Annotated in this window: 26 protein-coding genes, 1 tRNA gene and 1 pseudogene; 14 read left to right on the forward strand and 14 right to left on the reverse strand. The window is 44.5% G+C overall.

Going from position 1 to position 26,436, the window contains the following annotated elements; all coding sequences use genetic code 11:
- The first annotated feature begins 553 nt into the window (after nt 1-553).
- Nucleotides 554-1,225, forward strand: coding sequence for a helix-turn-helix domain-containing protein (locus UNDYM_RS11370; protein ID WP_162041127.1), 672 nt, complete (start codon nt 554-556; stop codon nt 1,223-1,225).
- A gap of 830 nt (nt 1,226-2,055) precedes the next feature.
- On the opposite strand, the gene UNDYM_RS11375 is transcribed toward UNDYM_RS11370, so the two are convergent.
- The 4 genes from UNDYM_RS11375 to UNDYM_RS11390 form a co-directional block, all read right to left on the reverse strand.
- Entirely contained in the window at nt 2,056-2,688 is a 633-nt protein-coding gene (locus UNDYM_RS11375; RefSeq protein ID WP_162041128.1) for a hypothetical protein, read from the reverse strand.
- A 156-nt stretch (nt 2,689-2,844) separates the two neighbouring features.
- Entirely contained in the window at nt 2,845-3,297 is a 453-nt protein-coding gene (locus tag UNDYM_RS11380) for a hypothetical protein (protein WP_162041129.1), read from the reverse strand.
- Nucleotides 3,298-3,326: 29 nt separating this feature from the next.
- Nucleotides 3,327-3,797, reverse strand: a complete 471-nt coding sequence (locus UNDYM_RS11385) for a GIY-YIG nuclease family protein (protein WP_162041130.1) — start codon at nt 3,795-3,797, stop codon at nt 3,327-3,329.
- A 58-nt stretch (nt 3,798-3,855) separates the two neighbouring features.
- Nucleotides 3,856-4,176, reverse strand: a complete 321-nt coding sequence (locus UNDYM_RS11390; RefSeq protein WP_162041131.1) for a hypothetical protein — start codon at nt 4,174-4,176, stop codon at nt 3,856-3,858.
- A gap of 254 nt (nt 4,177-4,430) precedes the next feature.
- Here UNDYM_RS11390 and UNDYM_RS11395 point away from each other — a divergent pair, with 254 nt between their 5' ends.
- Nucleotides 4,431-4,760, forward strand: a complete 330-nt coding sequence (locus UNDYM_RS11395) for a hypothetical protein (RefSeq protein WP_162041132.1) — start codon at nt 4,431-4,433, stop codon at nt 4,758-4,760.
- Nucleotides 4,761-5,044: 284 nt separating this feature from the next.
- Here UNDYM_RS11395 and UNDYM_RS11400 read toward each other — a convergent pair whose 3' ends face one another.
- Nucleotides 5,045-5,695: a recombinase family protein gene (locus tag UNDYM_RS11400; protein ID WP_197740997.1), complete on the reverse strand. Its 651-nt coding sequence runs from the start codon at nt 5,693-5,695 to the stop codon at nt 5,045-5,047.
- Nucleotides 5,696-6,705: 1,010 nt separating this feature from the next.
- On the reverse strand, nt 6,706-7,752 hold the full coding sequence (locus UNDYM_RS11405; RefSeq protein WP_162041133.1) for a site-specific integrase: 1,047 nt from the start codon (nt 7,750-7,752) through the stop codon (nt 6,706-6,708).
- Between the two features lie 35 nt (nt 7,753-7,787).
- On the opposite strand from UNDYM_RS11405, the gene UNDYM_RS11410 reads away from it, so the two are divergent.
- The 8 genes from UNDYM_RS11410 to UNDYM_RS11445 all read left to right on the forward strand — a co-directional run bounded on the left by UNDYM_RS11410 (nt 7,788) and on the right by UNDYM_RS11445 (nt 14,453).
- A tRNA-OTHER gene (locus tag UNDYM_RS11410) sits at nt 7,788-7,929 on the forward strand.
- 309 nt (nt 7,930-8,238) lie between these two features.
- Complete coding sequence (locus UNDYM_RS11415; RefSeq protein ID WP_162041134.1) at nt 8,239-8,931, forward strand: hypothetical protein; 693 nt, start codon at nt 8,239-8,241, stop codon at nt 8,929-8,931.
- Between the two features lie 523 nt (nt 8,932-9,454).
- Nucleotides 9,455-9,688: an AlpA family transcriptional regulator gene (locus UNDYM_RS11420; RefSeq protein ID WP_162041135.1), complete on the forward strand. Its 234-nt coding sequence runs from the start codon at nt 9,455-9,457 to the stop codon at nt 9,686-9,688.
- A gap of 2 nt (nt 9,689-9,690) precedes the next feature.
- Nucleotides 9,691-10,971, forward strand: a complete 1,281-nt coding sequence (locus tag UNDYM_RS11425) for a DUF3987 domain-containing protein (protein ID WP_162041136.1) — start codon at nt 9,691-9,693, stop codon at nt 10,969-10,971.
- A 293-nt stretch (nt 10,972-11,264) separates the two neighbouring features.
- Nucleotides 11,265-11,708 carry a hypothetical protein gene (locus tag UNDYM_RS11430; RefSeq protein ID WP_162041137.1) on the forward strand — a complete coding sequence of 148 codons (444 nt, stop codon included), beginning with the start codon at nt 11,265-11,267 and terminating at the stop codon, nt 11,706-11,708.
- A complete protein-coding gene (locus UNDYM_RS11435) occupies nt 11,705-12,409 on the forward strand; it encodes an inovirus-type Gp2 protein (protein WP_162041138.1) in 705 nt (234 codons plus the stop codon). The genes UNDYM_RS11430 and UNDYM_RS11435 overlap by 4 nt, the downstream gene beginning before the upstream one ends.
- Nucleotides 12,410-12,544: 135 nt before the next feature.
- Nucleotides 12,545-13,531: a hypothetical protein gene (locus UNDYM_RS11440; protein WP_162041139.1), complete on the forward strand. Its 987-nt coding sequence runs from the start codon at nt 12,545-12,547 to the stop codon at nt 13,529-13,531.
- Nucleotides 13,532-13,787: 256 nt separating this feature from the next.
- Nucleotides 13,788-14,453, forward strand: a complete 666-nt coding sequence (locus UNDYM_RS11445; protein ID WP_162041140.1) for a hypothetical protein — start codon at nt 13,788-13,790, stop codon at nt 14,451-14,453.
- A 165-nt stretch (nt 14,454-14,618) separates the two neighbouring features.
- Here UNDYM_RS11445 and UNDYM_RS11450 read toward each other — a convergent pair whose 3' ends face one another.
- Together UNDYM_RS11450 and UNDYM_RS11455 are read right to left on the reverse strand one after the other, a co-directional pair.
- Nucleotides 14,619-15,569 (reverse strand): toxin-antitoxin system YwqK family antitoxin, encoded by a 951-nt coding sequence (locus UNDYM_RS11450; RefSeq protein ID WP_162041141.1) that lies wholly within the window; start codon nt 15,567-15,569, stop codon nt 14,619-14,621.
- Between the two features lie 89 nt (nt 15,570-15,658).
- The gene (locus UNDYM_RS11455; RefSeq protein WP_162041142.1) at nt 15,659-16,000 is read right to left on the reverse strand and encodes a hypothetical protein; all 342 of its coding nucleotides are present in this window, start codon (nt 15,998-16,000) and stop codon (nt 15,659-15,661) included.
- Nucleotides 16,001-16,187: 187 nt separating this feature from the next.
- On the opposite strand from UNDYM_RS11455, the gene UNDYM_RS11460 reads away from it, so the two are divergent.
- Nucleotides 16,188-16,427, forward strand: a complete 240-nt coding sequence (locus UNDYM_RS11460) for a helix-turn-helix domain-containing protein (protein WP_162041143.1) — start codon at nt 16,188-16,190, stop codon at nt 16,425-16,427.
- Between the two features lie 81 nt (nt 16,428-16,508).
- Here the strand turns inward: UNDYM_RS11460 and UNDYM_RS11465 are convergent, their stop codons facing one another.
- The 6 genes and pseudogenes from UNDYM_RS11465 to UNDYM_RS11490 all read right to left on the reverse strand — a co-directional run bounded on the left by UNDYM_RS11465 (nt 16,509) and on the right by UNDYM_RS11490 (nt 23,016).
- Complete coding sequence (locus UNDYM_RS11465) at nt 16,509-18,083, reverse strand: DUF4942 domain-containing protein (RefSeq protein WP_162041144.1); 1,575 nt, start codon at nt 18,081-18,083, stop codon at nt 16,509-16,511.
- 119 nt (nt 18,084-18,202) lie between these two features.
- Nucleotides 18,203-19,155: pseudogene (locus tag UNDYM_RS11470) on the reverse strand (hydrolase or metal-binding protein).
- A 133-nt stretch (nt 19,156-19,288) separates the two neighbouring features.
- The gene (locus UNDYM_RS11475; RefSeq protein WP_162041145.1) at nt 19,289-20,308 is read right to left on the reverse strand and encodes a YqaJ viral recombinase family protein; all 1,020 of its coding nucleotides are present in this window, start codon (nt 20,306-20,308) and stop codon (nt 19,289-19,291) included.
- Between the two features lie 172 nt (nt 20,309-20,480).
- On the reverse strand, nt 20,481-21,440 hold the full coding sequence (locus tag UNDYM_RS11480) for a DUF932 domain-containing protein (protein ID WP_162041146.1): 960 nt from the start codon (nt 21,438-21,440) through the stop codon (nt 20,481-20,483).
- Between the two features lie 156 nt (nt 21,441-21,596).
- A complete protein-coding gene (locus UNDYM_RS30655; protein WP_232063976.1) occupies nt 21,597-22,403 on the reverse strand; it encodes a hypothetical protein in 807 nt (268 codons plus the stop codon).
- A gap of 283 nt (nt 22,404-22,686) precedes the next feature.
- A complete protein-coding gene (locus UNDYM_RS11490) occupies nt 22,687-23,016 on the reverse strand; it encodes a hypothetical protein (RefSeq protein WP_162041147.1) in 330 nt (109 codons plus the stop codon).
- Between the two features lie 251 nt (nt 23,017-23,267).
- Here UNDYM_RS11490 and UNDYM_RS11495 point away from each other — a divergent pair, with 251 nt between their 5' ends.
- The 3 genes from UNDYM_RS11495 (at nt 23,268) to UNDYM_RS11505 (ending at nt 26,310) form a co-directional block, all read left to right on the forward strand.
- Complete coding sequence (locus tag UNDYM_RS11495; protein ID WP_162041148.1) at nt 23,268-24,134, forward strand: hypothetical protein; 867 nt, start codon at nt 23,268-23,270, stop codon at nt 24,132-24,134.
- 5 nt (nt 24,135-24,139) lie between these two features.
- A complete protein-coding gene (locus UNDYM_RS11500) occupies nt 24,140-25,447 on the forward strand; it encodes a DUF6035 family protein (protein WP_162041149.1) in 1,308 nt (435 codons plus the stop codon).
- Nucleotides 25,448-25,746: 299 nt separating this feature from the next.
- Nucleotides 25,747-26,310 carry a DUF3237 domain-containing protein gene (locus UNDYM_RS11505; protein ID WP_162041150.1) on the forward strand — a complete coding sequence of 188 codons (564 nt, stop codon included), beginning with the start codon at nt 25,747-25,749 and terminating at the stop codon, nt 26,308-26,310.
- Nucleotides 26,311-26,436: the final 126 nt, after the last annotated feature.

Consider the following 26,436-nt stretch of genomic DNA (forward strand, 5'->3'; position numbering starts at 1 on the left):
TTTTTCGTTCTCCTCCAGATACAAAAAAGCCCCTTAACAGAATTACCTGTAGGGGCATTTATTGTTTGCATACCCCACAACAGGGAGCAACGTCACCAGAGGAAATGAATACAGGGAGTGAAACCTGTAATCGCGGAAATTGTGATGATATTGCTGCATACCTGTTGTGGTCTGCAAAACGCTTGCTTGAGGAGACAAACGAGGAGAGAAAGAGGAGCAATCAGAGTGCAGTAATTAGCATGGACTGATTGCTGATGCTAGGAGACAAACCTAACAGAGGAAGCATGACAAACTAAAGGAATTATATCACTGAAGAGCATAGCGTCAACTGCCTGCCAAGGGGCGTAAGCGTGATAAGTGAAGTATTTTTATTGCTGGATTTGCAGAGGAAATGCAGGCTTTAATTTTCCCCAAATTTGGGGGAAATTCCTTAGGCCAGGAAAAGAAAATCGCTCGACCATTTGAACGATGAAGGGGCGGTTATTTTCTATTTTTTAAATTCGTGTGATTGTCTTAGAGGAGGCAAGCACACATACAACGAAAGGTATTACAAATGAGAGAAGAGAGAATAGCATCAAGAGCAGCAACGGGCAACAAACCATTAACGAGTTATGAACTGGTGCAGAAGATAATCAAAAGTACAGTGCTGCCGATAAGTGATAGTGCAAAACTGGTTTTAGTTATTTTGGCCTCGCATTGGAATCACGACACAATGCAGTGTAATCCATCAATTGAAACGATATTGTCAATGACTAATACCTCTGACAGAACCGTTAGGCGCGGAATCGGTGAATTGGTGAGCTATAGTCTGATAAGCAAGCAGCAGAAAGGCAATACAAAGAGTAACGACTACACAATAAATACGGCGTTGATTATTTCTGGTGCTGTCCCAGTATTGAATGCTGAGAAGCCAGCTAAGACGGTGCGCAATACTTCGGGTTTGCTGAAGGGGAACGCAGCACCAACAGCTAAGGCTGTAGATGCAGAAATGGGTCATGTTTATCTAGATGTGCCTGATGATGGTCATGTAGTGGGCGCATCGTGGGCGACTATTGATGTGAAGCTTGATAAACAACCTAGTGTTGCGGAGTCTTTTACTTGGGATGGCTGGGATGACGAGGAAGACGACATAAAACCACGAAATAGAAACCCTCTACAGTCAGGTAAGAAATTTGAGGGCAAGGAAGACTGGGAATTGAGAGAAGGAGGGTCGCCATTTGATTAATTCAAATGGGAAGTGATCGGTCAAATCTTCCGTAAGTGATCGGTCATTTTGTCCAATGTGATCGGTCAAATCTTCCGTAAGTGATCGGTCATTTTGTCCAATGTGATCGGTCAAATCTTCCGTAAGTGATCGGTCATTTTGTCCAATGTGATCGGTCAAATCTTCCGTAAGTGATCGGTCATTTTGTCCAATGTGATCGGTCAAATCTTCCGTAAGTGATCGGTCATTTTGTCCAATGTGATCGGTCAAATCTTCCGTAAGTGATCGGTCATTTTGTCCAATGTGATCGGTCAAATCTTCCGTAAGTGATCGGTCATTTTGTCCAATGTGATCGGTCAAATCTTCCGTAAGTGATCGGTCATTTTGTCCAATGTGATCGGTCAAATCTTCCGTAAGTGATCGGTCATTTTGTCCAATGTGATCGGTCAAATCTTCCGTACTAACAAATAATGAATAAATAAAGAAGAAATAAATCAAGAAATAAAGAATAAATAAAAGAAGAGACCTATAGGTATTTATAGATATTTTATGCTCCGTCCATCTGGCTTACGCCAGAAAGAAAGAAAAAAAAGAAACTATAAGTATTTATAGGTATTTATAGGTATCGGCTATCGCCTCTTCGCTTTCGCTCTCTCTCTCTTTGCACAAAATCCGCTTACGCATGGTGCTACCTTTATCATTACCTTAGGTGCTTATAGGCAACTCTGTTTTTGTGTCTTTGTCGGACACAAGATGTCTTGCTGTGCAGTGCAATCAAAAGTATTTGCAAATCCTGCCAGCGTAACGGTTAGTTAATGTTAGTGCTGGCAGTGGTTGCTAGGTATGTATTCCTATATCTTGGCAACTAATTCTCTACCAAGCGCCTCGACAAACGCCTTTACGTCGTCTTTTAAACGATCATAGTGGTTTGAGCAATCTGATATTTGAGCATCTAATGTCCATTTGGGGAAAACAGAAAGATCGTCGTCCACTCGACCACTATGTTTAAGGCAATTGTTTATCAAGCGTAACTCATCCAATGCTTTATATCCAGTGAGAATTTCAATGTCTATTGATGCTTTACTTTTTAATTTAGACTTGAGAATGGGATGAACATACATCTTGCCTATCTCTTCATCGGTAAATAAATCACTTATTTTGAGCATCCGTTTTATCGCTATTTCAGCGGTTTTATACATAGCGATTATTTGCATTTCTCCTATTAAAAATACAGTTTGCTCACTGGCATAGTATTCATCAGCATATGATTCATTGATATCTTGTTTTTGCCAATCCGTAAGTGAGTCATCGACCTCAATTTTCGCTGATGTTTCGCCAAGTTCTTTGAGTAAATTTTCCTTTGCGACCAGAGCGTAATCGTACATTTGATTGATAATATTCAGATCTAAATCTGAAGTCCACTTGATTGATCTTTTTTTAAAGTTATTTTTGCTTTGTGCCTTGAGTGTCGCAAGATCGACCATTGTTAATTGCTCCTTTTTTTTGGGGGGAGGGTGCTGCAATATGTAAATCGAATTGGGATGACGCAAACGTTTGAATAGCTAGTCATCAGCCACATGAAAACGAATTACATTCATTACGTGCTGATTGTGAATCGGTAGCCTTGGACTTCATTCATACTACTGAATTTCAATAGATTTTGCCCACTCAATGTTGAAAAGAGTTTCAAGGGCACGATTAAAGACAGTGGCAGAATGCAAGCCAATTGCAGTCTCTACCATGTCTGTTTTCCCAAAATCAGAAGTTGCAACCCAAACTGTTTCCGGTGCAAGCAATACCAGCTTCGCATTCATTTTCGGATGCAGCACTATTCTTACTTTTGGGAATGCTCTTTTAATTTGCAAAGCATTCTGTCTTGCCGCTTCATTCGCAATAATAAAAATATTCTCCGCTCTCTTTGAGATAATTTTTGCTATGTAATCTGGATTTGGTAAGAGGTTGGTCATGATGTAAAGAGCGCCTTTGGCAGTCCCTAGCTGTGAAAGACGTGTATTCCACGTGCTTGCATTCAACATGAATTTTCCGTCATTACAAACAAACGCAAAGCCGCCGCTATCATCACTAAAAGCCATTTTTTGCTCCTATATTCAGAATCATCATGTTATTCACTCAGTGACTCAATATGCCTGAATTCACCACAATTTATGCAGTGATACATGCCTGTGTCTCCTTGTTCGTGCATTCCGCAGAGGCAGGCGCAGTATGGACAGCATTCGTAAATCTCAAAGTCTTGCCATTCGCATACACCTAAATATTCAGGTATTGCGTCATTGTCATATCCAACAATTTCATACGAATTCTTAGGCGTGCCAACAAATCCATTTTCTCGCTTGAGTTCGGTTAGCACTTCGCATGAATCAATGTTAAACCACTCACCTAGTTCGCACCAATCTTGGTATGTCTGATGAAGTCTGCGCTCTACTTTTACCTCGTCATTTACATTCATCCAGCCCATGAGTTGAAGAGGGCTGGGATTACCTGTTTGTAAATCTCGAATACGTTGCTGTACATTTTTTGAGCGCCCGATTTTAATTTTTTTTCTTACCGTATCTTTTAAGAAGTAGATGGGCATTTGATTGCTCAGTTGTCAGGGTTTATTTTTGCTATTTGGAAGAAAATGAGTAAAGCTCTCAAATTGCATCAAACTGGCTCTGATGTGTTAATTTTTGATGCTGTTCAAATTCATTTGCCAGTTTGTTAGCCCAACTTGAATTTTGAAATTGTTTAATAGCTGCGTCCATGTACTGCTGGTACATTAAATTCATGTCGCCTTGATTCAATGCAAGTTGCTCTAGAGGTATTGAAAACTCGACTTGGCTTCCATGATCTAAGCGCACTAGATGAGTAATAATGATTGCTGGACGCTTGTTTGGATAGCCGACGAAAGCAAGAAACATTGAGTTGCCTTTCGATGTCTGAACATAAAATGGCTTAGGTGGAATTTCGGTCATACTTTTTCCTTAGTCAAATAAATTTTATGCTACCACGACTCCAGAATTGATAAATTAGATGAATTTAATGCAATTTACTAAGGGGAAATCTTAGCAAAGTTTAATTTAATTCCATTCTTTAAATGTGCCTTTGATATTAGTTGAGCTTAGGAAAGTTGATTTTAGGAAAATAATCATACTTTTTATTAAATGTCACTATTTGTCTATAAAATACACTGATACGGCTCCCTAGTCGCTAACTCAGAAAGAATTGTATGGACACACCAAGAATATTGCACAGAGATGAGTACACACATGGTGAAACGTCTGATTTTCAACATGATATCAAGGCTCATTCCAGTACCTACTTGCTAGGTGAAGTAGCTAAATCCTTCACGCTTGGCACTGTAAATGTTCAGATGTTCAGCAGTATAGAAAAAGGTCAAAATGGAGGCGTAGCAATTCGTATTACTATAGATGACAAAGGCAGCTCCTCTTTACCCGTATCAAAAAATATAGATGGCGGCATAGAGTTTCATGTATCTGGAGACATTGAAGCGAGCGCCGTAATGGCTGCTTTGAAAGAGGCATTAGAAAAGTTGTGAATAGCTAAGGGCTATCTTCCCCAATCTATATGTTTTTCGCCTGTTAAATCTGTAGCCTTGTAGCGACACTTTGAAACTGAAAAATTAATAAAAATTTTTTAGCTCATTGGGGAAATGCTGACAGCCAGGAATTTGATACCCAAAAATAGTAGGACTCAAACAGTGAGGCTAATAGGGGTTTTTGGTCTGAAAATGGTTTGAGGTAAGTATGGTGCTTAACCGTAGGCCGTGCAGCCTGTTTCAAAAGAGCCATAATTTTAAAATATCCTGACTCTGATGATATATCAGGCTTCAGCTTTCACTACCTTAGCCAGCTTTGCAACCTGAGCACGTGATACCCCACATAGATCAACTATCTCACTCCATGAATGAGTGCCAGCCTTCAAGAGCTTGATTACTTTGTCATTGGTTACAGTATTAACCTTGCGACCTGTCAGCTTGCCTTCTGCTCTTGCCTTTGCCATTCCTTGTGCGGCACGTTCACGCCTCTGCATATAGTCCTTGCGTGCCATAGCTGCCATGATATCTATAATCATGCTGTTAATTGCCTTCATGATGGCAGTGGTCACGTCATCGCCTGCATTACTTAGGTTTATGTGTGAGGTGGGGAGGTCGAGCATAACCAGACGGATACCCTTCTCATTGATTGATTGCTTGAGAGTGTCCCATGCTTCATTAGATAGACGTGTCAGGCGGTCTGTAGATTCACATAGCAGGATATCGCCTTGTTTGCTGGCAGCTATGAGCTTGAAGAGTTCGGGGCGTTCTAAGGATGCACCGGATTCATTCTCTATGAATGTGTGTACTACGTTGAGCTTGTGCAAGTTAGCGAACTCAAGCAGGGATGCTTCTGCCCTAGATGCATTTTGCTGGTCTGTGCTGGCTCTCAGGTAAATACGTGTGTTGGTTGTCATGTTTGCCCCTTGTTTGTCCATGGGGTCTATTATGACTGGTCTATTAAGCAAAGTCTATTAATTCTGGTGTATTAACTGCGACTGGTTTACTAATGGATGGAGTTGTATGGGTATGCCTTAATAGACCATCCGACCAAAGAGGGATGCAAGAGCGCTAGAGGCTGTATTGCTTACGGGCTAGTCATGCTCGAAAGGGGAGCAGAAAGCGCGCAAATAGTAATGGAAGGTGGATGATGTACGGTGGTGGGAATTTGATCTATTTGCCACAGAAGTGTACCAGCAGCAAAAAAAGATTAAAAAAGGCTAGCACTGATTAAAAAATCAGCATTATAATACGCGCACCGCCCAATCCATTGCTAGAGGGGCGGCACAAACGACAGCATCTCGACAATGCTGTAATTTTAACAAACACAGAAACTACTGGTTTGGTCTTCACAACCATAAGATTATAAAGAATTAGGGAAGTATCACAACCCTTGTTACAAATAATTTTACGACTGGTAGGAGTATGTGGCTTTATAAAGGTATAGACATCATGTCTAAATCAGTAAAACCCGTAGTAAGAACCGTTTACCGTAGTTCGGTTGACGGGGAATTTGTAACGGCTGAATATGCAAAGCAGCATCCTCGTGAGACTGAGAAGCAGCGCATACGTTTACAATCCCCACCGCCACCTAAAAAACCTAGGTAGGTAAGTAAAAGAAGAGTCATCGGTAAAGTGGCTCTTCTTTTCATTTCTCATTAGCAATTTGATGTCTCTGCACCTGGAGATATCTGGTCGATCAGTTTTATAGGCTAGTGTTATTGGGAGTATCTACTTCGTTTTCCAAAAAGTGGCGTTATAGTTCAAATAATTGGGGTCAGAGTACCTTGTTTTGAGAGTGAATTGCTTGGAAACCCTTACTGGCTATACTTACAAAGCTGAGATTGTAAAGTTTCTGCAAAAATCAGCATACTACTCAGGTTGTGTTAGACAATAAGGGCTTTCCAAAAATAAGAGATATAAGAATACCTCTCTTTGTCTGCTGAGTTTACCCCAGTCTCATTGCCAAGTTTGCCGCCTTTAAATGTGTATATCGTTTGAGCATGGCTAATGTTTTGTGACCGCTGATTGTCGCTACCTCCATAGGGTTAAATCCTAGCTCAAAGAAGCGTGATACAGCCTCATGCCTTAAATCATGAAACCTGAGATTGCGAAGCATGGGGTCTTGCTCAATAGCTGCAAGTGGCTTGCCTGCTTCTAAGCAATCGCTTTCGTATGTCAACCTTGCACGGACTACAGCAGCACGGTAAGCTTGTTTGATGCTGTCTGCGTTGACAGGGAAAGCAGCATCTGAATTGAACTTTTGGGGCAGTAATTGAAGGGCTTTAATTGCTCTTGTTGAGAGTGGCACATCTCTATCTGTAGAGTTCTTTGTGTCGTACAGATGGGCAACGCGATTGACATAATCAATGTCACCTCTTTTAAGTTTTGATAGCTCACCGAGGCGCATTCCTGTTTCAATAGCTAGGATAACGATGCATGATAAGTACCATGCTTTCGATTGTCTGCAAGCAGCAAGAAGTAACTCTTGTTCCCCATCATATAGCCGACGATCTCTACCAGCAGGAGCAGCAGGGCGTTTAAGCCCCTTGACAGGGTTTTGAACTTCAATGCTCCATTCCATCCGGCAGGCTTCAAAAACTGCTGATAGCGTGTTTAATTCGTTTTTGACGGTATTGGCTGCTACTTCCTTTCTTCGGTCATCCCTGTATCTGGCTATGTCAATGCTGCGAATGCTCGAAAGCGATTTTTCCGCAAGGGGAGAGCGCATTAAGATACCTATGGTGTAGCCTTCTTGTTTCACGCCTTTCTTTTGAGGAGTAATTTCTGTGCGATACCGTGTTAAGGCTTCGCCTAAGCTGATTTTTTCAATAACTGACTGAGAGACAAACACGCCTCGCTCAATATCTGTTTCAGTTTGTTTTGCCCACCTTACCGCATCCGTTTTACTGGTGAATGTTTTTGTAATCGTGGGAACGCCTTTGCGTTGAATACGGGCTTGCCATTTGTCAGACTGTTTTCTAATCGTTGCCATGTTGTTTCCTTAGATTTAGGCTTAGATTAGGCTTTGGGTTAGTTTTGCATAGCTAGGCTTTACATAAGTCATTGATTTTTAAGGCTCTGCGAAGCATCCGAGCCTTAAAATTAACCAGTCTTGAAAACTGGCGAGGTGTTAAAGCCTTCGTGAGTTCGAATCTCACAGCTTCCGCCAAATATTTTTATTAAGCCCTTGATTTTCAAGGGCTTTTTATTTATCTGCAATTCTTGGTATGCCACTCAGTATGCCATTACATCTTGGATTCAATTGGTCTTGGTTGGAATGGCTTCGTATCGCTCATTCTTACCTCTAGCTTCGAAAAGTCATATTTTAGCTGGAGGGCTGTGGTGCTTTATTTCTCCCACTTCCCTTGATCTTTGTTGATACAATTGTACTCAGTGTCTCGATTATTTCCTGTCCTTAGACTGGACTTAGTATCTAATTTATCCCACATCGGCTAGTCTTGTTATTTGAGTGTTTTTTATGAACAAAGTGTTGAGGTTTTCACGTAACGAATTGACTTTCGAAAAATTTTTGGAATTAACCCTGAAGAACTTGTCCGATTATTTTTCCGAACTTAACCCAGGGAAAAGCTTCGAAAACTTTAAGATAGAGATATTGGACAAAGTCTGGGTCACTGATAATCCAGAACTTGAGGACCCATATGAAATTCTCTGTACGTTACTTTCTTCCGATGATCGCGAAAAAATAGCTAAACACCCCATGGGACCAATGGTAGTGTCGTGTGCATATTTGGTGCGAGCGATAGAGGCTCATAGGGCTGATAAGCTCAATTATGCGTGGTCTTATATGGTTGATTCGAGATATTGGTGTGGCGTAGCTTTAGCTAGCAGAGGTATTGACAGCGCTTACCACAAAACAAAAGTTGAGACTCGTAAAGAAACCGCAAAATCGGGAGCTGATGCCCGTGCCAAGAAATTTGAACCATTGGTGCAAGAAGCCTACCGTTTGACCCGGGCACTTAAGCCCGCGACTAAGGGATGGCGCTCAAGGAATCATGCTGTTCAAACAATCAAGCAGCAGGTTTTAGATTTTTCCGCAGAAAAAAGCGCAGACGTAAAACCTTTAAGTGAAAAACAAATCGAAAAAACGCTGCATGAATGGCTTAAAAATATGCCTGATGCCAATGAGTTGTTTCCCGCCAAAGTGAATTGAGCGCAACTTGATCCGACAGTTATTCATCTCCTATAGCTGGCAGTTGTCAGATCAAATTCAACTATTCGATGTGACGTTCTAATTACGCCTCTCTTCTTCCTGTCACTCAAGTTTCTAAGGGCTGACATTCTCAGCACATTCTTCCCTGATGTTTGCTTTCATATCGCCGTAAAACGTCAGCCAGATCGCTAATGAATTTTGTAATTTTAATAATTCATAAAATTTCTATTGAACTTCGCGTGCCCTAAATTTTATAGGGCCTGTCTATATGGCCGTTTGCAAAGGTCACGTGATTTTTGTTCGCTTCTATTTACTGTGTTTACTCGTAAAGCCGGCGTACTTGGCTCTTAGTCGAAGCAGAAGTGCATCCGAAAGAGGTCAATGTTTGCGGAAAAGCAAACTGACGAATCCTTGCATTTACTGAAATTTCATACACTGTTTGCTAGTAAACGGTACTTTTTTCGTTACTTCCGTAGAGGTATCTTTCGTTGTCGAAAAAAATTTGATACGAAAGGAATCTTCGATGACGAACAATTATGTAACTTCAAATACTGTTTTGCGCCTACCTAAGCTGAAGAAGAAGCTCGAATTATCGGCAAGTAGCGTCTACAACAAGCTTGACACGAACAGCAAATATTTTGACGAGTCTTTCCCAAAACCAATTCGTTTGGGTGGTAAAGCCGTAGGCTGGATCGAGGCAGAAGTCGATTCATGGCTTGAATCGCGCCCTCGTGCTACACAAAAAGTGGAGGCGTAATTATGCAAAATCATACGCTTACAATCCCCCGTTATCCATCGCATATCTTTCCAGGGTTGCTGTGTGAAATTATGCGCTGTCTTACAGTTGGTAGTGTTGACGCTGAAATGGTTGGCACACAATTGATGGCGATGGTTTCTCTGCTGACCCAAGGTATTGCCGATGTACTGTGGCCAAACGGTCTTACCTCGCCAATTGGTGCCAACGGACTTCTGGTAGCGCCATCCGGTAGTGGAAAAACTGTGATATTCAAAATTTTAAGTGGGCCTATAGAGCAATATCTGATGGACCGTCATGCTGAAAGTGACGCTGACAGGCACTTAGACTTTTTTATAGAGGATGCCACACGAGAGGCAATTATCCAGAGCTTGCATGGATGGCCAGTGGCAGGTCTGTTCACTGATGAAGCAGGACAGATCAAGGGCTTGCTAAGGAATGGATCGACGTTAGTCAAATTGCTTGATGGCTCGCCTATACGCAATTCTCGTGCTTCCACTGGCCGTGTTGCACTTTTTGGCCAACGTTTTTCTATGCTCTTGTTGGAGCAACCAGAAGTGTTTGAAACAACAAAAATGCTTCTGGGCGCAAGCAAGGGTGGTGTCGGCATGATCAATCGCTTTTTTGTTGCTCAAGCCAGTGGTGTTGTGTCAGGTGGGGCAACCCATCAGCGATCGCTTTCCACAGAAGTGAAAAACGGCTATGTAACAAAGATTCGTGAATTGCTTGATGCGACCATTCTGCACATAGACAATAACATTAAAGAACGACCAGCCTTACCCTTAAGTGATGCTGCTGCACGATTCTTGATGAGTATTGTGGATGAGGCGCGCAGGAATTCAGGTCAGGGCTCGCCATGGTTTTATATTTCAGAATATATTTCACGTCATGCTGAGCGTGTTCTGCGGCTTGCCGGTGCTTTTCATGTATTTGAACATGGGGCTGTAGGCGAAATTTCATTGGAGACTTTGCAGCGTGCCGCAACGCTGGGTGAGTGGTATGTCGAGGCATTCGCTCAGATGATGTACACCCCACCTAAGCTGACGCAGGCAGAAGTAGATGCGTCAGATCTTGAGTATGCTTTCCGCCAATATCACAGGACGACAGGTGTCATGAAACTGCGTCAAAGTGAGGCGCGCTCACGCTCATTGAACTTGGGAATTACTCCTGTACGTTTTAATAAAGCGCTTGCAGTCTTGTGTAATGTGGGGGTAGTTCGCGTGGTCATAGAACGCAATATCCCTTGGCTGGAATTGAGCGGCTTCCAAATTTATCAAAACCGATAATCTCCAATATCGCTTGCTGGTACGCACACTGCGTATCGGTGAGCTGATATGTCCTGGCACTAAAAACCGGAACAACTTCGCATATTAACTTCTTGAGAATTTCTTCAGAAGATCGGGGACTGCAATCAAAAAATGGCATGAGTTCCCATTGGTTTTATTGAAAGGCGGGTTTTGGTTATTAGTAAGATATATGCATTCAAAATACATATATCAAAATACCAATAAGAAATATTGAATGCTTTCCTATATCTATAGATTATAGATAAGCAGTATAAAAAATTAAGGATTATAAAATGACTTTGAACTTCACCCATTACAGGCTAAAAGGTAAAGACAACAAAACCTACCTGCTCTCGTCAGCTCTAGAGGGTATTCAAATGTTAATGACTTTTATGACGAAAGTTATTTACGGTTCTGATTTATTTTTCACTGTTTTCAGGACTGTGGCAGGTGGGCAAAAGAAGACAGTATCGTCTTTGGGACGACACATGAATCGAATTCATCATTACGCCGAACTTTTCTCGAGTGAAGAAAAATTCTCACCATTACTGGCATTCTTTTTTGAGGAATATCGGAAGCACCCTATTAAGAATCATGACTTTCCCCGCACTGGCTATTATTCTGAAGATATTACCCTGTTCGATAATTTTGTCACAACTATGCGAAAAAATGCATTGACGGTCAAATTGAAAAAATATGTCGCTGATTGGGAAAGTAAGTCCAAAAAAAATATATGAAAAGCCTGGTCAAATTTGAAGCTGAATTATTCCAGCGCTTTAGCCGCCTTATGGTTGTGCGGTTGGACTTTAATTATCACAAGGCGACCTTCACGCCTGAAGAAATTGATGAAATCATGAGAGAGCAGGTGTGTCACAAGGCGCAAGACCTGGCAACTTTTTTTGCCGGTGAAAATACTTCAACACCCAGCAAGATTGAAGGGCGTGTGGCGTTTGAAGAAGTGCAGAAAGACCGCAAACGCTTTTTCACAAATGTAAAAGGCAAACCATCATTATTTAAAGAACTGGTCGGTTATGTCTGGAGTATCGAATGCGGACATGTGGCAGGTTATCACTTGCACGTGATGCTGTTTTTTAATGGTGCCAAAGTTCAGAAACATCAATTTCTGGCGCAGGAGATCGGACAGTATTGGGCCGATTCAATAACGCAAGGTCGTGGTTATTTTGAAAACTGCAACCTTAATGAAAAAAAGTATGGTGATGATTGGGCAATGGGTGAGGTCAATTATTGGGATTCTGCCAAGCGTGAAAAGCTGCGATACACAATGCAGTATTTCTGTAAGACCAACCAGCTTGTCCAGGTAATCCCCTATTCTGGTTGTCGCCTTTTTGGCTGTGGTTTTGTACACCGCCAACATAAGTTGCCAGGCGGTCGTCCGCGCACAAAGGGCGTCGCTGGTCATGAAAACCAGCGTCTTTAACAGCGAATCTCCATATCTGTTTTTGTCCTTTTCTTTTTAAATCATAGGTTTACAGAGATTAGCATTTGCCGGGTATGGGCGTGGTTATTTCCGCTCATATCCAACTATACAAAAAATATTGAGAGTGAATTTAATATGAATAATGGTGAAGATGGAAATTTAAAACGTCCCACACAGATCGTTTGCAAGCTGCTGGCGTTGTTAGCCACGTCCATTTCCCTTTCGCTGTTGGCGGTCGCAGGCTGGCAACTGGGTGAGTCGCCGGTAGGAAAGGTGATCTTGATGGGATTTGGCGTTCTGTCGGTGTTAGGCGCACATTTGTTGTTATCGTTATGCCAAAAGGCGTCGATCAACGTCAGGGTGGTTGCTATTGTGCTGTGGTTGTTTTGCATGACGTATGTAGCTTTTAACCACGCGAGTTTTTTCTTGTTGTCACAACAGCAGGCAGGCATACGTCGAGTGGCTCTTGTTGATCAGTCGTTATCAAAAGCAGAACCTGTCCGAAACTTGACGGCTATTGTATCTGATCAGTCCAAGATCAAAACTGAGCTTGCAATTAAATCGCAGATTCGTTGTGGTAACGGCTGCGTCACTCTACGGGCTAAACTTACCAGTTTGCAGGCTACATTGGATGTACTGGAAGCGGAGGCAGATGATGTCAGGCGTTGGCATCGTCAGCAAGACCGTCAAATTGAACTTCAGGACCGGGTTCGTGACGACCCGGTAATGATGCAACTGGCAAAGTGGTTTGGCGTGACTGCTATGCAGATGGGGCTGGTCAAAAGTTTTCTTTTTTCAGTAATCTTAGAAGGCTTGGCATGCTTGTGCTGGTACATGGGACTCCAGTCCCGTGACTTAACTGTGCCCCTTCCTGTGACTCCTCCTGTGACTCAGTTGGTCACGGCGGTCTTAGATTTGGAGGAAGTCGGTAAGGCTGACGATACTGAGTCACGTCCTGAATTGAATAATCAAGTGGAAGAACTGGTAAAGGCGGTCAGGGCGGGGCTGTTACCTTTAACAGTCAGCGCAGTACGGAAACATTGCCGCTGCGCTCAGAAGAAAGCGTCAGAGCTTAAGCGACTGGTCGATGCAAAGTTGAGCGCTGAGACTCAGACTTGCTAACATGTTGATTTCTGGGTAGAGGTTTAATTACCATTACTGATGAGCATTTATACCAATCGGTTGATGCCAGGCGGGTTCTGATTTTTGCCTGCAATCTGCATCAACCGATTGATTAAAAGGTGATTGGTTATTTTTAATATTCTAGATATTGAGTGAGGTAAAAAGTGAAATTTAAATTTGAAATGCGTGTCTGGATAACTTCACATTTGATAAGCTCTGAAAGTAAGATAGAAGAGTTGTGGAAAGGAAAAATATAGTGTCGCTAACAACTAAACAGATATGTGATCTGCGAACATCCATAGATGGATACAGTTTTCCTCCCGTTTATTTTGATTTCTCAAAAAATACTGAAGTGCTTGTCGCCAGCATCTCAGATGTTGAAAAGTACATCAAAAATTTGCTCATCTCAGATAATTTGCAAGATATCGAAAATGGCTTAGCCAATGTGGTCTTTTGGGGTAATGCTAATGCTGGCTACCAAGTGCACCGGGCGATGCAATTCAAAAATAGAATAACTGCGGTTCAGCTACAAAAATTTCAAACTCTGGTATCTTGCGGAAAAGTCCCTTCGCTACAAGACATTGCCAAACTTAAAATGCCTCAGTTTTCTGGAATATCATTTATCTCAAAAATTATAGCGTTCTTGGATCCGGTTAATTACTGCGTTCTCGATTTACTGACTTCCAGGCTAAGCGACTCTAAACAGAGTAATGCGTTAAGTCGGCTGAAATCAACGACAACAATAGCAATCACGAAAAATAATAGTTTATGTTACTACTCGTGGTGTCAGGAGTGCATTTCGATTAGCAATCAGTATTTTGGTGGCAACTACAGGGCAGTTGATATTGAACGTGGGTTTTTTGATTTGATTCAAAACAAAAACTTGCAGACTGCGCAGGAAATGTATTTTGCCGCATATTAGGGCGTGTTGACATCGTAGTTTCAAAAGGCGATTGAAGCGCCACTCGTTGTTCAAACGAAACGTGCCTACACGGATGTCAACATATGCCGACAAATAAAATTTTACCCATACGAAGCTTCTAATAAAAATAGCTGCCAAACAGCAAGTGCAATGGCAGCTTTGGGACTACTGTGGAACTTTCCCTTCCTTGCACCAGAGTTCCCACTCGCTGATTTGGTCACTCGCAATGGGTGTGTCTTCACCGACTACCTTTTTATGCGCAGCAATCCACAGATCGACACAATTGTTTGATGCAGTGCTTGATGCTGTGGCTGGCCTAGAAGGTGTTGCTTCAACTACACCGTCTTTCCAGATGGTTTTTTCGATTAGCTTGCCGGTAGCTGGGTCATATTTTTCAAGCGCACCATGTAGCTTTCCGTTTGCGTAGTTCGTCTTTTGAATCAGTGTCTTACCGTTGCTGGTATAGCTGAGTAATTCCCCATCATATTGACCTTTCACGAGATGCCCTGAAAATATGAGGTTCCCCGTATTTTTATCAAAACCTTCTTCCAGGCCGTTGGCAAGACCATCTTCCCAACTGGCCTTATTTATAGTCTTTCCGGTTTCGGGGCTATTGATCAAAGATTGGCCATTTAACTTTCCATCTTTAAAATTCGCTTCGGCAAGCAGAGAGTTTTCCTTGTCTGGAGAATTGAAAACGAACTTTCCGTCGATTATATTTTTCTTGTACGGAATAATCAGAAGTACCTTTTCTGAACCGGTGGCTTTGCATATCGCATCACCATCCAATAGGCCTTGATCTATCTTTACGTCGCAAAGTAAATGGTTTCCACCGCGATCGAATAACACACCTACTGATGCTTTCAATAGGAAAGACTCTAAGGTGTTTGTCTGGCTTGCCGCACTGAAAACCTTTGCAAACTGCGCCAGTCCTTGGGTGGGCATCTTGTTGTATTGCAGGTTCGTGATCTTCCCATTAAACGGAGTATTGTCACCTTGCGAATAAATTTTTCCGTTTGAAATTTCAGCATTGCGATAGTCCAGCGTCTTGCCGCAACCAGCCAGCAGAATGGCTGAGCTCAGCAGTACGCAGCTGCATTTGAATTGCTTGTTCATTGTTTCTCCTGTTTGTATATTTGAATTTCACTAAAGCTGCTAAAGGCGTTGACGGGATTAGTCTTGTTAACAGTTAAAGTGCGAAGAGCTTATTTTTTATAGGTCACGGTTACAGTGCCAGCGATTTTGTTCTTACCGATTTCATAGTCAGGATTGATTGTTGCCAGATTGTGTGCAGCGATGCCGATAGCTGCCGCTGCGCCAAGAAGTGCAGTTGGACCAAAAAATGATCCGGCAATTGCCGCCTTTCGATATTCGGTAAAAATTCTGCAAGTCAAGTCTGCTAAAGCGATGCGCCCCTCAATTTCAGTAACTACTGCGCTTATATCTGAGACCGCGACGATTTGGAAAGATTGTCTGGAAGCTATAAGTGAATCGATTTTTGTGCTGTTTAAGTCATTTGAAGCTATTTTCAGTATGTCTATAGTCATAAGGTCTTTCTTGGAGAATATTGAACTTCGGAAGATGGGCCTAAAACGCATTTGATTAGAAACCGATTTAGCGCGTCAATTTATAAACAGCATTGTGAAGTCATCAGTAATTCGAGCCAAAATAATAACATATGCTACTCAAACTCTGTAGACTCAAAGTCATCTAAAAAGCAATCTTCGGTCAGTGATGACCAAAGATACAAAACCGCTAATTAGACAACTTGCCAAGGTACGTTTTGGCTTGAGGCTTCGGCTTGCTCGCGAAAATTTGCAGTTATCGCAAGAATTGCTTGCTGAAAAAGCAGGGCTTCATCGCACTTACATCGGTCAGGTTGAACGAGGCGAGCGAAACATTTCTATCGACAATATGGAAAAATTGGCTGCTGCTGTTGGTCTGGAAGTTTGGGATATGTTGCGGCCAGAATAGAGAACTGAAGTTCGAAGAGAATGGCGGTCGTTGATTGCTGCATTTGCCTCGGAATTGACACTTTAAGGCAGTTGAATTTTCCTATACCTTAGTGGCTTTCAACATCACAACAGAAACGCTGGTACCTGCAAACTCATTGTCATAAGTCCGCACCCATTCCAACTCCCAACCCGGCAACAAGTCTTTCCCTCTCATGGATAAAGGCAATATCGCCACAATACATCCCTGCGATCTGACTAGGCTTGCCGCCGCCTCTAGATGTGACGACGCCCGTCCATCAGAAAACGGTGGATTCATCAACACCTTGTCAAACCGCTGAGCCGTTGTCTTCGCATATTCAAGGAAATCCATTTCCAAAGTGTCGAACCCTTTCTCGTTCAGTATTTTTGCGTGCAACTGACTGATCTCAACACAGCGGGTTCGCGCCTTTGGCAGGTACCTGGCTAAGTTACCCAGCCCCGCACTTGGCTCCAGGCAGATGTCATCATCGGCAATATCCAGTTCCCCAGCTGCGTCTTCTGCAATGGCTTCTGGCGTCGGGAAATACTGGTAGGTTGTCTTGTCTGGCAGGCAGCCGCTGGCAATCATTTCATTGAGCACCACATTCGGCTTATAGTCAAATTCGACATTCCCCTTTTTATTAATGACGCCACCAAGATATTGCAATACCCTGATTGCCTCCACCTTGGCTGGTGAAGAAACACAGTGCTGATAGTCAAACTGAAACTCAAGCGAGTTATGCCGACTACCCCGCAAGCAAGCCAACACGTCAAGAACGGCGAATGGTAATGGCCGGTTAATCAATTGATAGTTCTTCTCCTGTTTGGCTGGTTTCTTGCGAAACTGCGCCGGAATCGCCATAGGGTAGATAGAATGCAGGACCTGGTTCAAGCGCCATGCCATGTCCGGATGGACTTCCAGATGCGCCGTACCCTTCAGATAGCAGCGTATCCGCAGCGCACCACCGTCCAACGTCACCCATTCACCATGACGCTGTCGGGCCATGCTCACAATTCCTGATGTTGCATTCCACTTAGGCTCATCCCTGCCCATGAACTTGGCAATCACCGCACGCAGGTCATTGATCAGCCCGGCCCTGCTGGTATCGGTACTCCACTCACTGGTGACATAGCCAATAATCATGCGTTTATTGAAACCTGCAGGCGAATTCGTGACGTGCTCGCCTGACAGTCCACGGAATATCCCGTCTACTCGTTCAGCAAAGAATTTGTGGCGAGATGCAAGCAAGTCACTGATGGTAGGGCGGACTGCTTCTTCGGTAAAATCAGGTGCGGTCATATCGCTGATGGTTTTGTTCCATTCATCACGACGTTTTTGTGGCATGACGTTTAGCACATCCGTCATCGCCAGCGTTTTTGACCAATAGGCTGCATTCAAGGCAGCAATCGCACCAGCCGGATTGAACAGCTTCTGAACGCTGGGTTTGAAGCGATTGTGCTCATCGCCGTTTCCATCCAGAAAATACTCCATAGCTGCCGATAGTTCACCGTCGATCATGGCCGCGATGTTGATAATACGCTGACGCGTGCTGTCATATTGCCCCAACAGGCTGTCAATCAGATCTGAAGAGACCGGTGCGAAGAACTGCGCCGTATCATCCTCAATAGTAAAATCCGTCATGGTTATGTCAGTCATTGCATATGCTCCTGAGAATAGTAAATTTGTAGAGACTCATTGCTAATTTGGTAATGTAGCAAAAAGGATTGAAAAAAATGGGGGGAGAGATTTGCCGGGAGTAAATCCCTACAAAACAATCAGGAAGATTTCTGTAACGAGGTCGGATTTTGCAGACTGAGTTTTTTGTCCAACTTATCGACCAGGCTGGGTTTGGGCCTGACCAGTGCAGGAAGCTGTTTTTCAGAGGGGGATATTTCTTGTGAAGCGGTTGCTTCAGGACGATTCTGCTCAGGATAGAATTCCTCTACGATGCCCTGAGCTTCTTCTTCACTTTCCTCAAACGCCCCTTTCGCAAACCCGAGCGCTGCGGCAGTATCCAACGCCACCTGGTCATACCCGCTATCCCTGCGCCTTTGATCCGTTTCCCTTGCTGTGGCAATGGCTGCCTCCAGCGACATGCCTTCCCGCACCGTTAAATCCACGTAATAAATAGGAGAACGATGGCTCATCGTCGTGCTTTTCCCCCTAAGCCGCAGTTCCAGCGGCAGGCATGCCAGCAAGTTGCCAGACACCGCCTGGTAATAGCTAAGACGTGCTGCCAGGGTGCGGATGCTGTTAAACCCGGTTGTCCTGAAGATGAACGACCCCAGTTCATCCTCATCCCCGATCTGCACATTCAGACGGCCATAAGGTTTGCAGGCACCACCCCTCGCCAGTTCACAACCATCCGGCGAAGGGCAGGGAAGGCTTTGAAGTCCTGATTTGGTATAGCGTCTGCACGTTTCCCCGTTCCCCACACATAGTGGTCGGCCAGTCTGCCGGTCAAACATACTGTACTCGGCCCGCAAGTTCAGGTCGGGTTCACTGAACAGTACCCGTACTGGTATAGAGCGTAGCTTGTCTGTTCCTCCTGCCTTTTTCCGCAATTCTTCATTCAGTGGATGATCTACCCATCCATTTCGCCCCTGTACCTGTGAAGTGATAGTAAAAAATCTTCCTTGACTGGCAGACGCTTGCCATTCGTTTCAACAATGCTTCCTATGGAAATGCGGCCCAATATGGGAGGCGTGATAGCGAGACCTTTGATCATCATGATTCCTTGAAATAAAAAAAGAAAGCCTGTCCTCTGGTAATCAGGGGCAGGCTGTATGAACTTGCGGAAGGGGAAAATGCAGCTTGATTAAACTGGCAGTAAAGGGAAAATTCGCCAACATCCGGATTGCTCAGTCACCAGTTTCAGGAGCCAGCAAGAATCGTCGGCTACCCGGTCTGAGCAGCGGATAACGCTCAAGCAAATCCGGTTGATCCAGCAGCAGCTTCTCAACATCAAGACGTCCACTGTCTTTCGAACGCTTCCAACTGACACGACCAGTTTCAAAACTCGCCGTACTCGCATTCTCCATGCGCTGCTGGATTTGCTGTGCAAGCAAAGCGGCCAGTTCTTCCCGGTTCGCTATATCCGTCCGCAGATTGACCAGATCAGCAAAGATGGCTGACATTTCCGTATCATTGGTGAAATCGAGATGATTGCCAGAATCATGCGGATACAGGCAGCGCAAAGCGATATCGGCAGATTCTGAGCCGTCTGCCGGTGGCGGTGTATCCGTTTCCACGTAATACCAGAACTGTCTTTCCAGTGCGATCAGTCGGGCAATCAACTCATCATCACGGGTAATCCGGTATATCCTGATTTCCTGCCCACATACCAGCACGCAGACATCGGCAGCGGTTTTGCCTGTCACGGCAAGCTGATGCTGTACCTGGCAGATTATGTATTCCGGCACCCCCTCACGCCACAACCGGACTCCAAATTCCCCGGCAGTCTTGCATTCCAGTATTTGCACATCTGGTGCGCCAGTCACTTCCCGGTCAATATTTGCCAGCATCCAGAATTTATCGGGATCAGGATGCTGTAGTACCGCATTGATCTTCCTCACCCGGTTGCCCGTGCGGCGGGTGTAATGTGCTGCGACTATGGGTTCCAGCAAACTTCCCCAATAGGTGGGACTGGTTTCATCATTGGGGTCAATTTTAGGCAAACCCGCATCCCGGCCAGTCTTGATCATCCACAGTTCCAGAGGTGACTGATAGGGATTCAGGCCGACTGCGGTACCGGCATCGCTACTGCCTATGCCTTGTTTGCGTATAGTCAACCAGTCATCGCGGCTGAGTTCCTTGGTTTTAACCAGCTTCAGGGCAGGGCGGCTGGATTTAAGTAAAGCATCTTTTTCTGCGACAGACATAGGTGTCTCCAGATTTATAAAAATAAAAGGGAATAAAAAGCAAAAAGCCCGGTAAGCAAAAGCTACCGGGCAGCAGGGTTGACGTTTCCAGTTTATGGTGCCCGAAACGTCCATAGACACTTATATTTGTTATTGACGCTATTGTTTCGATGGCTGGTAGCAATGAATATGCCTATGCCACCATCAACAGCGCCTGATCCAGAGCTTTTTGCTTCAGAGACGCACCCTGACCAAACCAGGCTGATTCCAGCCGGTGGTCAGTGGTACGTGCCCGTTTCTGGTGATCTACGTATTCAGTAACAGAATTCAGCAAGCCAAATGCTGTTCCCTTGGAAGAACTCAGTTCCGCACCTTTACCCTGGCCGTCATACAACTCCTGTACTTTCTTCATGGCACGTTCATTTGTGAGACCAGAAGCGGTGTTGCTGGGATCAGTGAAGACACGCAGGAAGTAATTCATGGCTTCATGCGATTTCACCTTGCGTTCAGAGAGAGTCTTCATGCGGTACATGAAGGCATCCCAGGAAGCGACAGAAATACCTAACTGACGTTTGACGGCTTGCGCATCAAAGTTGGTGTTGTGCGGCACTTTGACAGACCCGCTGGAATTATTCAGAGCTACCGCCAGGGTGTTATTACACACGACGCGGATACTGGTGAACTGTGCAGTGGTCGCCAGACTGCCATCGCAGGCAGTCGCCAGCAGCAGATAGGCTTTCACAACATCGTTACCCTTGATGGTGGCTGACTGATTGGTCTTAGCCAGCGCCCAGACCTTGCGGCCTTCTTTTAGGACGCCAGCTGTTTCCAGCTCAAACCCGGATACTTCCGTCAGGTCACGGTAAAACTCCAGGATTTCGCGGGGCTGCACGACCTGGTAACGGTTGGATACGACTGACAATGCTGCCTTGGTATCAGAGCGGTACAGTACCTTTTGTTCAGGGAAAGTCATGATAGCGCCGAGATTGCCAGCACTTTCGCTCATGTATCGTACTGGCGATTCTTTGATGTCGAAAGCCATTCCGGCTTGTTTGGCCCAGACTTCGATGGGTTGTTTGGCAGTGAGTTTGTTACCCAGGCCGTGCCAGGGCACTTCGTTAACGTAAGCCATGGTTTCGATGAGGTGTGCCATAAATATTTTTCCTTGTTTAAAGATGCAAGTAGTCATGTCGCTGAGACAGAAATACAAAAATCAACGCAGCTTGTAATGACGATGCGGGTGGGGGAGAGGTAATACAGAAAGGGTGAAACGAAGTGTGAAACAGAAATGAATAACGCTAGCAAGAGATCAATAGACCTCCTGAGAATAGGTATGACCGCATTCCTGACACTCATAATTGTCCAGGATGCGGTCATCAAGGACCGCACCCAGTCTGACGCCCACAGAGCAACCGGTAGCACCACCAACCAGGCCTCCGATAATGGCACCGGCAATACTGCCGATGACTATTCCAACCGGACCTGCCGCAGCACCAGTAACTGCACCGACCTCGGCTCCGCCGAAGAAGCTGACAGCACCTGCAGTCACACCAGCTACCGTACCAATGGCACCACCAGCTTTTTTAGCATAGTTGCGTATCTGGACTTGGTGCGAGCCGCACCAGGGACAACTGAGCCCCTGTTCTACTGGCATGGGATCAAAATCCTCTTCCATCAGGAACGCCTCGCTATCAGCGGCAGGTGCGGATTCATCGGTACCGGAATACAAGTTCTGCCGATGAGCATCAGTACCCAATGAAGAGGAAAGGGTAGAACGGCAGACTGGCTTGCCCAGCAGATGACGCAGTTTCCAGACTCTTGCCATGGAAATCAGGAACAGGATGAACGAAGAAAACATTGCAGCCTCCATGTCAACTTCTGCTTCTCCACCAAAGGCAAAGAAGAGATAAGCAATGAATGAAATTAGAAAAAAAGCGGATGGCTGTAAGTAGCTGCGCGAGCCTGGCATTGCAGTAGTCCTACCAAGCAGTGGCCTGGCTCTTAGAGAGAGCTCGAGTTCTGCTAGTTTCCTCGCCATGAAGAGTGGGGTGAACAAAATAATCGATATAAGAATGAGGATGAAATTAAACAGGGTAAAGAAGAGATTGGCTGTCATAAGGATTTCCTTTATGTCGTATGGGTTTCTGAGATAAGGGCATAGAAGCATCAGGCAACAATGATTGCCGGATGCCAGGGGAGTGATATGTGGCTGAAATTATTTTGAATCTGGACTTAATCAGACAAATATCGTCAGATTCAAGTTGAGAGTCTTGATATCGGACGTGTTAATAACTTACAGGAAGTGCCATTTAAAGACTTGAGAGGGAAGGGTACGATCAGGAGGGAAAACTATGCTCAGGTAGGAAATATGAGCGAATTTCTGGAAGTGTGAAACAAACTCAGGGTTTGCCCAACATCATTCTTAGCATCCATACTCTGGACAGGGATATCAGGAATAGGACAAGCAGTGTAAATGCAGCAAAGTACATGTCAACATTTTCGCGGACGGCAATGAACATATACGCGACTAGAGAAATACAAAAATACAGGCATACGCGGATATAACTGCGATTGCTCTTGCGGGCGACAGCTCTTGCCAACGCTGGTCGGGATTTAATTGCTTCGTGCAATGCCTCGGCGCTCGATGCTTTAAGGAGCGGGCGGTAGAGGATAACAGTAGCCAGGGTGAGTACGGCATTGAAGATAGTGAAGAAAATGTTGTGATCCATGAGGATTTCCTTTATTGAATATTCTGATGAGGGAGGGGACTGGGTATCAGGGAGAAACAACTTCTGATTCCAATTTGGTGATATGTGACTGAGAATTTTTAGAAGACAGCTTGGAGATACTTGAAATCTGCTACTAAATTATTGGGGCGGCGTTATAATTTAGTACACACTCGCGATAGCTTCTTGACATCGCAGTGAGGGCAGTAATTGACGGATTTCTGTTGAACTGATTCGAGGTTATTAAAAGCGATATGGCTAACAACGATACAAAACAGAATAAGAGCTCAAATGAAATGAGCAATCGGGTTTCCAATTACTGGAAATACTTCCTGCTCATTCTCAGTGGGATAGCTTTAGTTGCCGGAATCGGCTATCTGTTATGTGGATTCACAGCAAATGGCACAGCCCTGGCCGTGTTAGGCATGGCGATATCAGTATTGGCTATTCCAGAGCGATTCGATTCATTCAAGGCTTTAGGATTTGAAGCAAAATTGAGAGAGGTCAAAAATGATCTCCATGATCAATTAAAGGCAGAATTCCTTGAGTCATCCCGAATTCATGCAAATTTCTTGTTTCAGCAACTGTCTTTACTTGGACGGCGAGAAACGGAGCCAAGAGTGCAGAGCCTGGAGAAAGCCAAGAGAATCTTCAATCATTTGTCAGATATTGGAATGTCTGCGGAAGAACTGGAAGAAGTCAGCAAGCCCTGGCATCGGTCGGTTTTTATTGATCTTATTTCCCCTGCGGATAAAGCCATTCATGCATGTTTAAGTCTGTTGACGCAGCACCTTGTTGAATTACAGAGATCTGGTGCAGACAATAGTGAGGCAATCAAGTTAACTGAACAAGCGATAGCCATTCGTGGAAAGATGCTAAGCATGTTTAATGTCGAACCAGAAGATTGGTTGAAATCTATGCAGGAAGTCCTGCTAGCAATTCGCGGCGCAAATTTAGGAGAGGCGCAGAGTCATTTTAATGATTCTTTCGGGGAGGCCGAATCATCCCTCGGCTATGCGCAAGATTACTGGAAGACGAAGGCTCTGAAAAATGAAGCATATTGGAAGGCGTTGGTCACTCCTGATAACGAAATTTGGCAGCAGTTTTCAAACTCTGTTTAATCCCCATGAATATACTCGCAGTAGAAGACCCGGCTATACCGGAAGTATTGGATTTGTCGTCAGGGCTGCATGTGTCAGCTCATCAAGTCATCGGCACTGACTATGAGAAACTCATCCAGCTTCGTATGAAGATAAAAGAAGGGCTAAAGATTGGGATACCTCTCTATGCTTGCTCAGTCTGTGGAATCGCCGTGAGCTTGCTCATGCACAAAGTGAGTCGCCATTTTTTCTTTAGGCATGTGAAGGAAGATGGCCGGTGTCCGCAAATTTCTCGTGGTGAGTTATCGAGAGAAGAAATCAATGCGCGCAAATACAATGGTGCAAAGGAAAGCGCACTGCATCGTAGAATGAAGTCCTTAGTAGCGCAATCTCTGGCGGCAGACAAAGAATTTTCTGACATCAAGGTAGAAGAGAGGTGGAAGGGAAGCCTCTCCGGCGAGTGGCGCCAGCCTGATATTTGTGCGACATATCGAGGGGTAAAGATTGTATTTGAAATTCAACTTTCGACGACTTACCTGGATGTCATTGTAGAGCGGAGGCTCTTTTACCAGAGAGAAGGGGCATTACTTATATGGATTTTTGCAGAATTTGATGATGAGAATCGCCGTTTGCTTCAAGATGACGTGTTTTACAATAACAATCAGAACGTATTCATCGTGAATGAAGAAAGTGCTGCATTTTCCATTAGTGCCGGCTTATTTCGCCTTTCATGCGTCTGGTCTGAGCCGTTACCGAATGGCGGAAGCTCATTGCTTAGAAGGAAGATGGTTTTGTTCAATGAACTTACACTTAGCAGGCAGACTCAGCGCGCTTTCTTTTTCGATTATGCCGGTGCGTGCGAGAGAATAGCCAAAGAAAAAACTACAGTCGCTGATAGCCTGCGTGAGCGCTTTGAGCAGGCATGGATGGCTTCTCTCGACAATACCGAAGTAATGCCAAGATTGTGGGGGAGTTTTCGTAAGGAATTCCGTGCCCAGGGTGTTCAGCTTCCTGTATATCACAATCAGTTGCACGCTATTTTGATCAATGCTATTTATTCTGCCAAGTACGGACGCGTAGTTGGATGGAAATATACTCGCTTTATTGAGGTTGCACACCTAATTGCAGGTGGATACAAATCCTATTTGTGGATTTTCCGTGAAGCACTGAAAGTCTACGACCGCGGTCAGCAATTGATGGATGAAGACAAATCTGGCCGTTGGGCTGTACGTGTGGAAATTTATAAGGCAGCTATTAAGAAAAACGATCCGGACTATATCTCAGACGATAAGTTTTTTCCTGTTTTGGAGGTCCTTTTTCCGGAGCTATTTTAGTTGTAAAAAAACCATATCCAATCTGATACTTGGCGTCCAATCTGATAGCGTCCACTTTGACAGATTCTTGTCATGAAGCAGACGTTCTTCAGTTCAATATGAAACATATCAGTTAAAAGCTAAGCGTCGCATATTAGAATTATTTGTACAAGTTGTGATTCGATATGACGGGACGTGTCAGAACGTGAATGTCGTAGTTTGCCCAAAGCGGACCTAGGTGATGTGAAGATTTCGCTTGACTGTTTGTGTGGTGTTTGCCGTAGTATTCGTATCCCGAACCACCAAATAGGGAGACCGCAATGTCGACAATCGATCAGGGCCCGAAAACGAGCGAAAAGGAATTTATCAGTGAGGTACAACGCTTCTTGTCTGCTAACGGCTACATTCAGCAGGACGAATGCCATTTTGATGGTGATAATGACGAGCGAGCGGACGTTGAGTTAGTGCTAGTTACATCGCGCTGGCCGGCAGAGATGCCGGGCGCTTTATTGTTAGAGGCAAAATCCCACCATTCGAAGGACTCGCCGAACACAATTAACAAAGCATTCGGCCAACTTCTGAAAGAGACCAACAAGAGCCTGGTCACTCGCGCTCAGCGCGAGCATTGCCTAGGTCTGCTAATTCCCATCGATGGAGCGACTTGGACCGACCCCAAAGGTGAGAGCATCAATCGTGGCTCGGGTATCGATTACTACCGTACTGGCTTTCAGCGCATCGACGCAGACGTCTTTGCAGGGTTCGGGCGCTTAGTCAACGCTCGCTACGTTCTTGCTTTCTCCGTGCTCAATCAATATTTGGAGGTGTTCAACTGGGATGCATTCCATGTTGGCAACCAACCGCTGGCGCGCTTAACGGCGCAGTAGTATTTCCCCGTTACGGTTCGCGTGGTTCAGTCCACTAATTTCCACGTTCTTTATCGGAAGATTGTTGATTTGCACTGAAAATTGCCCCACTTTTTTGCTGGATAAATTGCATCAAAAATTGACCCA

This window comes from Undibacterium sp. YM2 (assembly GCF_009937975.1).
GTDB lineage: Bacteria > Pseudomonadota > Gammaproteobacteria > Burkholderiales > Burkholderiaceae_D > Undibacterium.